A 13,765-nucleotide genomic window follows, 5' to 3' on the forward strand; every position below is an offset into this window, starting at 1 on the left:
CTAATTTTCGCGGTCGCCACTCTGGCGGAGTGGGCGGGGTGGCATCTCGCTGCCCCACCCAACGTTATTTCTCAAAGTAGGTGTAGCCACTCATGCTGGCGGTATAGGTATGCAGGATCTGCTTGCGCTGCTGGGCACTGATGCGCCCTTCCTTGACAGCTTTTTCTGCCAGTTTTCGGAAGCGCTCGAACATATCCTGCGGGCGATACTCCACATAGCTCAGCACGTCGGCAATACTGTCACCGTAAATTTCGCGGCTGTAGTCGAAACTGCCGTCTTCGTGGATCCGAACGCTCACCACGTTGGTGTCCCCGAACAGGTTGTGCAGATCGCCGAGGGTTTCCTGGTAGGCGCCCACCAGGAAGGCGCCGAGGATATAGTCCTGGTCCTCCCGCAGCTCATGCAGTGACAGGGTGCGGTGTTCTTCCTGCCGGCCGATGAACCGATCGATCTTGCCGTCGCAGTCGCAGGTGATATCCGCGATGATGGCAGAGCGGGTCGGGGCCTCGTCATGGCGGTGAATCGGCACCAGCGGGAACAGCTGGTCGATGGCCCAGATATCCGGCAGGGACTGAAACAGGCTGAAATTGCCGTAATAGATATCCGACAGTGCCTCCGGCAGCGACTGCAGATCGACCGGGACTTCCTCCACTTCATCCAGTAGGGTGCGAATCTTCTGCGCCCCATACAGGAACAGGTTTTCCGCATTGGCGCGTTCGCGCAGGCTCACCTGGCCATGCAGGTACAGGGAGCGGATTTCATCCCGGTAGTAGAGGGCATCGTTATAGCTCTCCTGAAGGTTGTCCGCGACGACGCCTTCGACCGCTTCCTTCAGATAGCGGAGCATCGGGTGGTCATCTTCGCCAACCTTGCTGCTTTCGATCGTCACAGGCTCGTAGCGGGTTGTGTCGAGAATGTCGAACAGCAGCACCGAAGAGTAGGCGACAGTGGCCCGACCGGATTCTGTAATGATGACAGGGTGTTCCACGCCTTCGCTGTCGAGCGTGCCCATGATTGCCTCGACCACGTCCACACAGTACTCATCCAGCGAGTAGTTGCGGCTGTGGGTATCGTTGGTCTTGGAGCCGTCGTAGTCCACCGCGAGGCCGCCACCCAGGTCGAGGTAGCCCATCGCTGCACCTTCTTCGACCAGGTCGGCGTAGTAACGGCAGGCTTCCAGTACACCGGTGCGGATATCGCGGATGTTGGGGACCTGTGATCCCAGGTGATAGTGCAACAGCTTCAGGCAGTCGAGCATGTCGTGGCGACGCAGTTCGTCGACCATGGCGATCAGGTCGTTACTGCCGAGGCCGAAGATGCTGCGGTCGCCACTGGTAGCGTTCCAGTAACCGCCGACCTTGGATGCGAGCTTGACGCGGGCACCGATGTTCGGGCGCACCTGTTCCCGTTCGGCACAGCGGATAATAGTGGCGACTTCCGACGGGGTTTCCACCACAAAGAACACCTGCACACCGAGGCGCATCGCCTGCAGCCCGAGATTGATGAATTCCTCGTCCTTGTAGCCATTACACACAATCAGTGAGTCGGTGCTTTCCAGGGTCGACAGGGCTGTAATCAACTCGGCCTTACTGCCGGCTTCGAGACCGTGATTGTAGGGTTTGCCAGCCTTGGCGATCTCTTCGATGACCTGGCATTGCTGGTTGACCTTGATGGGAAAAACACCACGGAAAACATTGCGGTAACCGCACTGCTCGATCGCATGGGCAAATGATTCGTTGATGAGTGCCACCTGGGCATCGAGCAGGTTCTCGATTCGCAGTAACAGGGGCATGCCGAGGCCGCGCTCGATCGCGCCGTTGGCAATGTCCATCAGCGAGACTGTGTTGGTATCACCGGCTTTGTTTTTGACGCTGACGGTGATTTCACCACTTTCATTCAGGTCAAAGTAGCCGGCACCCCAGTTGCGGATGCCATAGAACTCCGCGGAGTCTTCGCAGGTCCACTCTTTTACTTGTTGCTTTTTCATGACGCCTCAACGATCCGGGGCCTGAAGGGGCGCGAATGTTGCGCCGAGTGTGCTGGGAAAGCAATAACTATAGATAACAAAATATGAAAAAATTTGAACCGCAAAAGTTAAATTTTTATTCGGTTTCAGTTGGGGTAAATCCATCGAAAAGAATTTTTTGCGCCAGTTTGGGGGGTGGCGCTGACTTCGAGGGTAAGTGCTGGGGCGCCATGGTGCAAAACCAAATTCTTATTCGGTTTTTGGTGGCGAAGAAAATAAGAAGGGGCAGCCGACTGGCTGCCCCGAGAAAATGCAGGTTGCGTTCCGGTGAGGCTCAGTAGTAGATGCCCGGGTTGTCCACGATGCGGTAGCCGCGACGGTATTCGTCCCAGAGATAGTAGGTGTCATAGGCAACATAGTAGTTGCGACCACCGAAGACCACGCTCACCGCGGTTCCCGGCAGACTGGTGACGATGGCGCCAACGGGCGGTTGTGCAACCACATAGGCACCCTGATAGGGCCGGTAGAAAATGCCGTCACTGTAGAAGAAGCCGAGCCCTCCAACGCTGATGCGGATGAAATTCTGCGGCAGGTGGCGCCAGCGGTAGCCGTAGTGGTAATGCGCCGGACGCCAGTGGTGGCGATGGCCGCAATGGCGCCCATGCTTGTGGCGGTACTTGCGCTTGTAATGGCGCTTCCAGTCTCCGTGCTTGGCGTAATAGGGTTTGCCGTGATATGGCCGCTTGTGGTGGTCGCGGTCCCAGTCCCGATCCCGGTCCCTGTCGTGTCCCCAGGCGTGGTCCCGGCCTGGATGCCCGGGCTTGCCGTCAGGCTTCCAGCGCTTGCCGCCGTGATCCCGGTCCGGCCGGCCCTTCGGACGGTGATCACCCTGGCGGTTGTCGCCCTGGTGGTTGTTGTTGCCGCGGCCGCGGTATTGCTCCCGCTGACGCTGCTTTTCCTTTTTGTAGGCACGCTCAAAGGCGGAGCCGCTCAGCTGGCTGTCGCCGCCGCGCAGGTTGTGCCGGCGGTCATTGTCAGCAAGCGCGGGCAGGGCCAGCAACAGGCTGGCGGCGGCGAGGGTCGAAATTAGTGTTTTCATGTCGCTCTCCAAGGTGCCGCCGACGCGGCCTCTGATACGATGGAAGGCAGGTTACCGGCGGGCAACTGAATCCTTCCTGAACCGGCCGCAATGCTGTCCAGAATCTTGGCTGGCGGAGGTGGGGCAATAGCGAGGGGTTGTTCGGTTTTTGGTTTGATCCTCTCAGCCAGCGTCGGGTTCGGCGAATTTCGGTCACTTTCAGGTGCTTTGGCTTCGGATCCGTGTTGTGGGGGCACTGGGCTGCGAGTATGATGCCGCGCACATTGGAACCGGGTTATCCAGGCGGGGAGACACAGATGCAAGTCTTTCATCATGTAGCAAGCCTGCGGGAGGCGCTGGCTGAAGCGCGCTCTCAGGGCAAGAGCATCGGCTTCGTGCCCACCATGGGCAATCTCCACGATGCGCATATCGAGCTGGTCAAAATAGCCCAGCAGCACTGCGACATGGTGGTGGTGTCCATTTTCGTCAACCGCCTGCAGTTCGGTCTCAATGAGGACTGGGACAAGTATCCCCGTACCATGGAGCAGGACATGGCGCGACTGCGCGCGGTGGGCTGCGATTTCCTGTTCCACCCGGAGGAGAGTGAGATCTACCCCAACGGAATGGACCAGCAGACCCGTGTTGTTTGCCCGGCCATGACCGATGTGCTCTGCGGTGCGAGCCGCCCCGGCCACTTCGAGGGTGTCACCACCGTGGTGGCCAAGCTGTTCAATATCGTGCAGCCGCAGAAGGCCGTTTTCGGGATCAAGGACTTCCAGCAGCTGGCGATCATCCGTCGTATGGTGGAGGATCTGTGCATTCCGGTGGAAATTGTGCCCGCGCCGGTGCACCGGGAGTCCGATGGCCTGGCGATGAGTTCTCGCAACAGCTATATCACCCCGGAAGAGCGCCCCAGGGTTGCGGTGCTGAACCGGTCACTGAACCGGGTCCGCGAAGCGATCGAGCAGGGTCGCCGGGACTTTGCGGAACTGGAAGCGGAAGCGAGAAAGGAGATCGAGGACAGTGGCTTCCAGGTGGATTACTTCTCCATCCGCAACAGCCGCAACCTGGAGCCGGCCGCCCACGATGACCGTGAGATCACCGTGCTGGGCGCCATGTATACCAGCGCGGCACGGCTGATCGACAACGTTTCCCTCGAACTCTGATCAGTCGGCGCTGTGCGACCGCTCGGGTCGCACGGCGCCAGCCGCTTACTCCTCGTAGATGGCGTAAAACTTCTTTACGCTGCCAATCGTCTCCCAGCTGCCCTCAAAGCCCGCCGGAATACAGAACGCATCACCGGTCACGACCCGCTCGCTGTGGCCGTCCGCATCGGTGATGATGGCCTCCCCGTCGATGATGTAGCAGAACTCGTCTTCGCTGTAGCTGAGCTTCCACTTGCCGGCATCCGAGGACCAGATGCCGCAGAAGAAATTTTCTTTCGCATTGGTAAAGAAGTGCTCGGTGAGCTGTTGTGGCTTTCCAGCCAGCAGCTTCTCCTCCGCCACCGGGCCGGTTTCCCGCTCCCCATTACCCTCGACGATGCGCAACAGTTTCTTGTTCATGGTTCACCTCAAAATGTGATCACTTTCTGTGGCGGTTATTGTGCCCGCGCTGGCGCAAAAATGGCACTGCAATCCGTGTGCGGCGGTGAAAGCGGGGGGATGGCGCGGTACCATGGAATAGACTGCATTCTGACAGCGTTGTCATTTTTTGGGCGTGGATGGTATAACTGACCGACCAGACTGACCGCTGAGGAACCGGCTGCCGCCGACCCGCGGCAGCGCGATGAGGCCCGAATAAGACCAATAAGGGAGAGAACGATGTCCGAAGTCCATATCCGCCGGGTGCCGGCGGAGTTCGCCGCCGAGGCACATATCCGTGCCGAAGACTACGAGAAGCTCTACCGCCAGTCCGTCGAGGATCCGGATGCCTTCTGGGCCCAGCAGGCCAAAGACTTCCTGCAATGGCAGAAGCCCTTCAGCAAAGTCCGCGAAGAGGACCTGAAGCGCGGGCATGCGGCCTGGTTTGCCGACGGCGCCCTGAACGTCACCGTCAACTGTATCGATCGCCACCTGCCTGCCCGTGCCGGGCAGGCAGCCTTTATCTGGGAAGGCGACGACCCCGCAGACAGCAAGACCATCACCTATGCCGAGCTGCACGAACAGGTGTGCCGGCTGGCCAACCTGTTGCGGGCCCGGGGAGTCAATAAAGGCGATCGCGTCTGCATCTACATGCCGATGATTCCCGAGGCGGCCTACGCCATGCTGGCGTGCGCGCGCATCGGTGCCGTGCACTCGGTGGTGTTCGGCGGTTTCTCACCGGAGTCCCTCAAGGACCGCATTCTCGACAGCGACTGCCGTGTGGTCATCACGGCGGACGAGGGTGTGCGGGGAGGCAAGAAGGTGCCATTGAAGGCCAATGTGGATCAGGCCCTGTCCGACTGTACCGACGTCCATACCGCGCTGGTGGTCAAGCGCACCGGCGCGAATGTGGACTGGGACAGCAAGCGCGATATCTGGTACGCCGAATCCGTGGCTGAGCAGAGTGCTGACTGCGAACCGGAGGTGATGAACGCGGAGGACCCGCTATTTATCCTCTACACCTCCGGTTCCACCGGCAAACCAAAGGGCGTGCTGCACACCACCGCTGGCTACCTGTTGATGGCCTCGATGACGTTCAAGTACACCTTCGATTACAAGGAGGGTGATGTCTTCTGGTGTACTGCCGACGTGGGCTGGATTACCGGACACAGCTATATCGTTTATGGCCCGCTCTCCGTCGGTGCCATCAGCCTGATGTTTGAGGGGGTACCGACCTATCCGGATGCCTCGCGCTGCTGGGAGGTCGTGGACAAGCACAAGGTCAATATTTTCTACACCGCACCCACCGCCATCCGCGCTCTCATGGGCGCTGGCGACGACTACGTGACGAAGACCGACCGCAGCTCCCTGAAGCTGCTGGGTACGGTGGGCGAGCCCATCAACCCGGAAGCCTGGGAGTGGTATTACCAGGTGGTGGGTGACAGCCGCTGTCCCATCGTCGATACCTGGTGGCAGACCGAAACCGGCGCCCACATGATCACACCGCTGCCCGGTGCTATCGATATGAAGCCGGGCTCCGCCACCAGGCCGTTCTTCGGTGTACAGCCGGCGCTGCTGGACGAAAAAGGCCATGAGATCGAAGGGGAAGGCGAGGGGGCGCTGGTGATGAAAGCCAGCTGGCCCAGCATGATCCGCTCGGTCTTCGGTGACCACCAGCGCATGATCGATACCTACTTCTCTACCTTCCCCGGCTACTACTTTACCGGCGATGGCGCCCGTCGCGATGCCGATGGTGACTACTGGATTACCGGCCGCATCGACGACGTGCTCAATGTCTCCGGCCACCGTCTGGGCACCGCGGAGATCGAGAGTGCCATCGTGCTGCACGATGACACCGCCGAGGCGGCAGTGGTGGGCTACCCGCACGACATCAAGGGGCAGGGCATCTATGCCTACGTCACCCTGAAGTCCGGGCACGAGCCCTCCGAAGAATTGCGCCAGGCCCTGATAGACCTGTGCGTGAAGGAAATCGGGCCCATCGCCAAGCCGGATATCATCCAGTGGGCGCCCGGGCTGCCCAAGACCCGCTCCGGCAAGATCATGCGCCGCATCCTGCGCAAGATCGCCTGCAACGAGCTGGAAAACCTGGGCGATACCTCCACGCTTGCGGATCCCTCAGTGGTGGAAGAACTGATCGAGCAGCGCGCCAACCGCTAGTCCCAGGTACGCATTGTGACTGGAAGCCGGGCATTGCCCGGCTTTTTTACTTTATGGTTCTGCCGAAAGTGGGGTGATGGATCGGAGCACGAATCCCGCTGGTGCACTATAAGTTTTAACAATCAGTCACACTGGCACTGCATACCTGCCCGGCGTCCTTTGCAGCATTTGCTTGTGCCCCCGGAAGTCGGACAGCCCCATGCTCGATCACATCGGTATCCACGTTCACAGCTATGACCGCAGCAAGGAGTTCTATCGGCTGGCTTTGGCGCCGCTGGGTTATGAACTGATCCTTGAGTTCAATGAGTGGGCGGGTTTTGGCTGGGCCGACAAGCCCGATCTGTGGATCAAGGGCGGTAATACCACCACACCGGGCGTGCATCTCGCCTATCGGGCGGATGACCGCGAGACGGTCGATGCCTTTTACCGCGCGGCCATTGATGCCGGGGGAAAAGATAACGGTGCCCCGGGGCTGCGCCCGGAATACCACGAGCACTACTATGCGGCCTATGTACTCGATCCAGACGGCAACAACCTGGAGGTCGTCTGTCACCTGCCGGATGTGCAGTGAATGCGACGCAAGCCTGACAACGGAGCACGCCCACGGTGACGCCAACGATCGCCAATCGCCTGCTGAAGCTCTGCCTGATCCTGTTCGGCCTGCTTTTTATCTTCGGTCTCTATCCGATGATGATGTGGGTCTGGCCTGAAGGCTGGGGCTGGGAGCCGCGCCAGCACGAGTATGAGCAGATGATCATGGGGATCTATGCGACGCTCGGTGTATTTCTCGTCCTTGCCGCCCGGGACCCCGATGCCAACGCCAGCCTGATCTGGTTCACGGTCTGGTCCAGTGTTGTTCACGGCGGAATCATGCTGGTGCAGGCCATCGCCGACCCCGCGGAACGGATGAACCTGCTCGGGGATGTGCCGGCCCTGTTCCTGGTGGCGCTGGTGCTCGGCTACCTGATGAAACGACGGCGCGTATAGAGGTCGGCAATGGCAACCATTGGCAACAACAATTTCCTGCGGCGTTTCCTTCCCGTTAGCCTGCAAGCCATCGGAGAGCGCCAGCAGCGAGAGGTGCCCGCAGTGAGGAGGTCTGCCATGAGAGCAGCAATCATATCCATGGTGATGCGTTCGCTTTGTGCATTTGCCGCCGGTGACGAAGGTGCCGTCAAAAAGGCGCAGCGCCCGGTCGATCTGGCAGACACCTGAGCGCAGACATAGTCGTAAGCGGGCTCGCCGGGTCCGTCTGTATCCATGGTTCGGAGCTGGCATGGCAGTTGGCCAGCCCGCCCCGGCGCGTTAGCATTGGCGGCCCCTAGCCAGTCGGTAGCCTCTATGTCCCAAAGCCACCACCCTTATGAAGCCCTGACACCGGATGTGGTGATCGACGCCGTCGAGTCGGTGGGTTTGTTGTCCGATGCGAGGATCTTTCCCCTCAACAGCTACGAAAACCGGGTCTACCAGGTAGGCATCGAGGGTGCGGAACCGCTGATTGCCAAGTTCTATCGCCCCGGTCGCTGGTCCGACGCGCAGATTCAGGAGGAGCATGACTTCTCCCGCGAGCTGGTCGAGGCGGAAATTCCGGTGGTGGCGCCGCTGGCGTTCGAGGGCCGGACGCTGATGGAATTCCAGGGGTTCCGCTTTGCCCTGTTCCCGCGCCGGGGTGGGCGCCAGGTGGAGCTGGACAATTTTGATCACCTGGAGCAGGTGGGGATCATGCTTGGCCGTATCCACGCGGTAGGCGCAGCGCGACCCTTCGAGCATCGCCCGGCTCTGACCCTGCAACACTTTGCCATCGACAGCCGCGAATTCATTCTGAGCGGGGATTTCCTGCCGCCGGAGAACCGGTTGGCCTATGAGTCGGTAACCGCCGATATCATCGAGCGGATTGCGCCGCTTTTCGACCAGTCCTGGCGCCAGCTGCGACTGCATGGTGACTGCCACGCCGGCAATTTCCTCTGGCGTGACGAGACGCCCTGGTTTGTGGACCTGGACGATTGCCTCACCGGTCCGGCTATCCAGGATATCTGGATGATGCTCTCCGGCAGCCGCGACGAACAGACCGCCTACCTGGATGCGGTGATCGAGGGCTACGAGACCTTTACCCGCTTCGATCCGCGGGAGCTGCAACTGGTCGAACCACTGCGGTGCCTGCGGCAGATGCATCATGCCGCCTGGCTGGCCCGGCGCTGGCAGGATCCGGCCTTCCCGCTGGCTTTCCCCTGGTTCAACAGCCCGCGGTTCTGGGCTGAGCATATACTGGCGCTGCGGGAGCAGCAGGCCCTGTTGCGGGAGCCGCCACTGACCCTGGGTGCAGTCTGAAAAGGAATAAGGAATAGAGAATTAGCAATGGCAACCCGCGAAGTCGTGAAAGAGGCCGATGCCCTGTGGCGCGAGATCCGAGCCGGTGTGGCGACCCAGGCGGAGCTGGAACCGATACTGGCCAGTTTCCTGCACGCCACGATTCTCAACCACGCCACGCTGGAGCAGGCGCTGAGTTTCCACCTGGCCAACAAACTCGACAGCCCGGTGGCACCGGCGCTTTTGATCCGTGAGGTCATCGATGAGGCGCTGGCGGCGGATCCGGCCATCGGCCGCGCGGCTCGGGCGGACCTCACCGCGGTGTTCCAGCGGGATTCCGCCTGCAAATCACTGTATGAGCCGTTCCTCTACTTCAAGGGTTTCCATGCGCTGCAGGCCTACCGGGTTGCCCACTGGCTCTGGCGTGAGAAGCGCCGTTCACTGGCCCTGTTCCTGCAGCACCGGATCTCCGTAGTCTTCAGTGTCGATATCCATCCCGCTGCCCGCCTCGGGCAGGGTATCCTGCTCGACCATGCCACCGGTATCGTGGTTGGGGAGACCGCGGTGGTGGAGGACAATGTCTCACTGATGCAGTCTGTTACCCTTGGCGGGACCGGCAAGGAGAGCGGTGATCGCCATCCGAAAGTGCGGGAGGGTGTGCTGATCGGGGCCGGCAGCAAGGTGCTCGGGAATATCGAGATCGGCCGCTGTGCGCAGGTGGCCTCGGGCAGTGTGGTATTGAAGTCGGTGCCGGAGAAGAAACTGGTGGCCGGGGTGCCGGCCAAAGTGATCTGTGATGCCAGCTGTGAACAGCCGGCACTCTCCATGGACCAGTGCGCCCTGACCCAGGTGGAGCGGCAGCTCCCCTGAGGCGTTCGGAGCACCTGTTGTCGCCAGTGCATCCAGCGTGGCGGCGGGGCAAAGGAAGCTATTCTTACAGGCATGAAATACTCTCTCAGCGCCAAGAATCTCGTCAGTCGCAACCTCGAGGCCCGTGCCAGCTACTGCGCCGGGCTGATGAACGTGGATGCCACCAAGGAGATCACCGGCGTTCTCCGCACCGACAGCGGCCTGTTGTCACATACCTTCAACCAGGCGGTCACCACGGCGGTGATGCCGTCGCGAATCCTGCAGCGATTTGTGGTGGACTATTTCCGCGAGCGCCACAGCCCGTTCACCCTCTGGCACTGCGCCAACAAGCCCCTCGATGAGGGCGAAATGCTGGAACTGGGCTTCAAGCGGCAGCCGTCGATGGTGGCCATGGCCAGTGAAGTGGTGCGGCTGGCAGCGGACACAGAGTTGCCCCCCTCGCTGCAGGACAAGCTGGAGTTGCGGCCGGTAAATGCGGATGCCCTCGAGGAGTACGGTAAGCTGCAGGCACAGGCCTACAGTGGTGAGCGGGAGGGGCCGCAGATCCGCAAGTTCTACCAGGCCCTGGCCCAGGTGCCGGAACCAAAGCGCAGTCGCCTGCGTTACTACGGCGGCTGGATCGATGGTGAGCTGGTCGCCGGTGCCGCGCTGTACGCGTCGGCGGATGCCCTCGGCTTCTACGACCTGTACGTGGAGGAAAAGCATCGGGGGCAGGGGGTTGGCCGCGCCCTGTTCCACTACCTGGTTGCGCAGTTGCAGGCCAGCCACCACAAACACACGGTGGCGCTGACCCCGGCCGATCGCCAGGAGCTGTTGCTGGAAGTGGGTTTCTTCGCCGTGGGCGAGGTGGCCTGCTACCGCTTTGAGCCCTGAGGCGGTGCCTCAGGCGCGCTCGATGGGGAAGGCGATGACCTCCTCGATCCGCTGGTAGCCACCCGCCAGCATCAGCAGCCGGTCCACACCCAGGGCAACACCGGCACAGTCCGGCATACCTGCCTCCAGCGCGGCCACCAGCCGCTCCTCGAACGGATAGACATGCAGTTTCTGCATGGCGCGGTAGCGGTGGTCAGCCTCGAAACGGCGCAATTGCTCCTCAGCGTCGGTGAGCTCCCAGTAGCCGTTGGCCAGCTCCAGGCCCCCCACATAGGCCTCAAAACGCCGCGCCACCAGGGTGCCGGTGTCGTCCTCTGTCACCCGCGCCAGGGCAGCCTGACTGGCGGGAAAATCGTAGACCAGGGTGATGCCCTCGCCCATGGCAGGCTCCAGTCGGTGGCTCATCAACAGGTCGAGACACTCGTCGCGCCCGGTAGGGACGAAAGAGAGCTCCACTTCCCGCGCGACACAATCCCGCAACTCCTCGTCGCTGGCGCTGTGGGGATCCAGCTGCAGGTGCCGCTGGAACAGCTCGCGGTAGCTGAGGGACTGAATCCGGTCGGTGTTGAGTACCTGGCCCAGCAGCTCCCCCACCTCTGTCATCAGCTGGCGGTCATCCCAGCCCACCCGGTACCACTCGAGCATGGTGAACTCCGGGTTGTGGCGGCCGCCGGCCTCGCCCTCGCGAAAGGCCTTGCCCAGGGAGTAGCAGTCGCCGAATCCGGCGGCCAGCAGCCGTTTCAGGCCGAACTCGGGGCTGGTGGCCAGATAGGCGGGCTCACCGGTGCACAGGGCGGTAATGGAGTCGATATGGGGGTCGCTGGTCGCCCGGCGGGACAGCACCGGTACCTCGACTTCCAGTACCCTGCGGTCGGCAAAGAAGCGGCGGATCTGAGCCAGCAGGGCGGCGCGCTCGCGCAGGGCCTTCAGGCTGGCGCTGGGCTGCCACGGTGTTGTTGTCGAAGTCATAGGAGAAGAGTGTAGGGTTACCGCCGCCGGATGGCGGCGGTAGGGTTGGTCGGGCCGCGGGATCAGTCTTCCTTGGCGCGACCCAGGTATTCGCCGGTGCGGGTGTCCACTTTGACGGTCTCGCCGATTTCCAGGAACAGAGGCACCTTGACCACGGCACCGGTAGAAAGGGTGGCTGGCTTGGTGCCGCCCTGAGCAGTATCGCCGCGCAGACCGGGATCGGTGTCGGTGATTTCCAGAATCACGTGGTTGGGCGGGGTCACCGCCAGCGGGGAGCCGTTGTACAGGGTCACGGTGCACACATCCTGCTCCTTGAGCCACTTGGCGGCGTCGCCCACTGCGTCAACGCTGGCCTGGTGCTGCTCGAAGGTCTCCGGCTCCATGAAGTGGTAGAACTCGCCGTCGTTGTAGAGGTACTCCATGTCGCGGTCCATCACGTCGGCGGACTCGAGGCTCTCGCCGGAGCGGAAGGTGCGCTCCCAGACCCGGCCGGTCTTCAGGTTGCGCAGCTTGACGCGGTTGAACGCCTGGCCCTTGCCGGGTTTGACGAATTCATTTTCCACGATGGAGCAGGGGTCGCCGTCCAGCATCACCTTGAGACCGCCCTTGAATTCGTTGGTGGAGTAACTAGCCATGGATTCCTCTGAATAAAGCTGTTGGGAGGCCGGCGAATGGCAGCCAGCCCTCCTTTCAATTTTCGCCCTTCCAATTTTGGTCTGGGTGCTTAAAATTTGCGCGCCCGCGCAATTCGAATAGCCCGATATGATACAGCACGCCCCAGCCCCCCGTGAAATCCTCGTCAGCGATGGCTCCGCTGCGTCCAGCGAGCGGCGCTGGCAGGCTGAGCTGGCCGACCTGGTCACGGATCCACGAGAGCTGATCGAGCTGCTGGCGCTGGACCCGGCCCACTTGCCGGCGGCGCTGCGCGCCAGCGATGACTTTGCCCTGCGGGTGCCGCGGCCGTTCATTGCAAGAATGGTGAAGGGGGATCCCGCGGATCCGCTGCTGCAGCAGGTGCTGCCGGGCGCGCCGGAACTGGAGGCCGCGCCGGGTTTCGGTCCGGACCCGCTGGGGGAGAGCGCTGCCAATCCAGTGCCGGGGGTCGTACACAAGTATCACGGTCGTCTCCTGTTGATCGTGGCAGGGCAGTGCGCGGTCAATTGCCGCTATTGCTTCCGCCGCCTGTTCCCCTATGGCGACAACCACCTGAACCGCAGCCAGTGGCAGGGCGCACTGGACTATGTCCGCGCCCAGGCCGGGTTGCGGGAGGTGATCCTGAGCGGTGGCGATCCGCTGGTGCTGGGTGACCGGCAGCTGCAATGGCTCGCCGGCGAACTGGCGGACATCCCGCAGCTGACCACTCTGAGGGTGCACACCCGCCTGCCGATCGTGGCGCCCAGCCGTATCACCGCGGAGTTGCTCCAGTGGCTGGCTGGCTCCCGCCTCAAACCGGTGCTGGTGCTGCATTGCAATCACGCCAACGAGATTGATGCCACGGTGCGCGCATCGCTCCAGCGGCTCCGCGAGGCCGGAGTGACGCTGCTCAACCAGGCGGTGCTCCTGCGTGGGGTGAATGATTCGGAGACGGCGCTGGCGGAACTCAGTGAGCGCCTGTTTGATTCGGGCGTCATGCCCTATTACCTGCACCAGCTGGACCGGGTACAGGGTGCGGCCCATTTCGAGGTGCCGGATGATCGGGCCCGCGCGCTGGTCGAGGCCATCCGGCGGCGCCTGCCCGGTTACCTGGTGCCGCGACTGGTGCGGGAAATCGCCGGCGAGCCATCCAAGACCCCGATTTGAACCCGGGCACAGTTTCGCGACGACGAATTTCACAATTTTGGCGGGCAATTCATCCTGCCCCGCTTGTTTGACGAAATCACCGCTTCCTATACTGGCCGCTAACCAAAGGATGGTTAGAAAAAATGCCGGAAGCTTCCTCTC

At 61.7% G+C, this 13,765-nt stretch carries 13 protein-coding genes; 8 read left to right on the top strand and 5 right to left on the bottom strand.

The window, feature by feature from the left end; translation table 11 throughout:
• Nucleotides 1-64: 64 nt before the first annotated feature.
• The gene (speA, locus tag LVD12_RS14875; RefSeq protein WP_237068512.1) at nt 65-1,987 is read right to left on the bottom strand and encodes a biosynthetic arginine decarboxylase; all 1,923 of its coding nucleotides are present in this window, start codon (nt 1,985-1,987) and stop codon (nt 65-67) included.
• Between the two features lie 313 nt (nt 1,988-2,300).
• A complete protein-coding gene (locus LVD12_RS14880; protein WP_237068513.1) occupies nt 2,301-3,065 on the bottom strand; it encodes a DUF6515 family protein in 765 nt (254 codons plus the stop codon).
• A 296-nt stretch (nt 3,066-3,361) separates the two neighbouring features.
• Between LVD12_RS14880 and panC the strand changes: the two genes are divergently transcribed.
• On the top strand, nt 3,362-4,210 hold the full coding sequence (gene panC / locus LVD12_RS14885) for a pantoate--beta-alanine ligase (RefSeq protein ID WP_237068514.1): 849 nt from the start codon (nt 3,362-3,364) through the stop codon (nt 4,208-4,210).
• A 45-nt stretch (nt 4,211-4,255) separates the two neighbouring features.
• On the opposite strand, the gene LVD12_RS14890 is transcribed toward panC, so the two are convergent.
• On the bottom strand, nt 4,256-4,609 hold the full coding sequence (locus LVD12_RS14890) for a cupin domain-containing protein (RefSeq protein WP_237068515.1): 354 nt from the start codon (nt 4,607-4,609) through the stop codon (nt 4,256-4,258).
• A 258-nt stretch (nt 4,610-4,867) separates the two neighbouring features.
• Here LVD12_RS14890 and acs point away from each other — a divergent pair, with 258 nt between their 5' ends.
• The 6 genes from acs (at nt 4,868) to LVD12_RS14920 (ending at nt 10,855) form a co-directional block, all read left to right on the top strand.
• Nucleotides 4,868-6,805, top strand: coding sequence for an acetate--CoA ligase (acs, locus tag LVD12_RS14895; protein ID WP_237068516.1), 1,938 nt, complete (start codon nt 4,868-4,870; stop codon nt 6,803-6,805).
• Nucleotides 6,806-7,004: 199 nt separating this feature from the next.
• On the top strand, nt 7,005-7,376 hold the full coding sequence (locus tag LVD12_RS14900; RefSeq protein ID WP_237068517.1) for a VOC family protein: 372 nt from the start codon (nt 7,005-7,007) through the stop codon (nt 7,374-7,376).
• A gap of 35 nt (nt 7,377-7,411) precedes the next feature.
• Nucleotides 7,412-7,792, top strand: coding sequence for a DUF6632 domain-containing protein (locus LVD12_RS14905; RefSeq protein ID WP_237068518.1), 381 nt, complete (start codon nt 7,412-7,414; stop codon nt 7,790-7,792).
• A 354-nt stretch (nt 7,793-8,146) separates the two neighbouring features.
• Complete coding sequence (locus tag LVD12_RS14910) at nt 8,147-9,133, top strand: serine/threonine protein kinase (protein WP_237068519.1); 987 nt, start codon at nt 8,147-8,149, stop codon at nt 9,131-9,133.
• Between the two features lie 27 nt (nt 9,134-9,160).
• Nucleotides 9,161-9,982, top strand: a complete 822-nt coding sequence (cysE, locus tag LVD12_RS14915) for a serine O-acetyltransferase (RefSeq protein ID WP_237068520.1) — start codon at nt 9,161-9,163, stop codon at nt 9,980-9,982.
• Between the two features lie 72 nt (nt 9,983-10,054).
• On the top strand, nt 10,055-10,855 hold the full coding sequence (locus tag LVD12_RS14920; protein ID WP_237068521.1) for a GNAT family N-acetyltransferase: 801 nt from the start codon (nt 10,055-10,057) through the stop codon (nt 10,853-10,855).
• 9 nt (nt 10,856-10,864) lie between these two features.
• Here the strand turns inward: LVD12_RS14920 and epmA are convergent, their stop codons facing one another.
• Nucleotides 10,865-11,824 (bottom strand): EF-P lysine aminoacylase EpmA, encoded by a 960-nt coding sequence (gene epmA, locus LVD12_RS14925; RefSeq protein WP_237068522.1) that lies wholly within the window; start codon nt 11,822-11,824, stop codon nt 10,865-10,867.
• A gap of 62 nt (nt 11,825-11,886) precedes the next feature.
• Nucleotides 11,887-12,459 (bottom strand): elongation factor P, encoded by a 573-nt coding sequence (gene efp / locus LVD12_RS14930; RefSeq protein ID WP_237068523.1) that lies wholly within the window; start codon nt 12,457-12,459, stop codon nt 11,887-11,889.
• A gap of 127 nt (nt 12,460-12,586) precedes the next feature.
• Here efp and epmB point away from each other — a divergent pair, with 127 nt between their 5' ends.
• The gene (gene epmB / locus LVD12_RS14935; RefSeq protein ID WP_237068524.1) at nt 12,587-13,624 is read left to right on the top strand and encodes an EF-P beta-lysylation protein EpmB; all 1,038 of its coding nucleotides are present in this window, start codon (nt 12,587-12,589) and stop codon (nt 13,622-13,624) included.
• The last annotated feature ends 141 nt before the right edge of the window (nt 13,625-13,765 follow it).

The sequence above is a fragment of the Microbulbifer guangxiensis genome, assembly GCF_021729075.1.
In the GTDB taxonomy this organism is placed as follows: Bacteria; Pseudomonadota; Gammaproteobacteria; order Pseudomonadales; family Cellvibrionaceae; genus Microbulbifer; species Microbulbifer guangxiensis.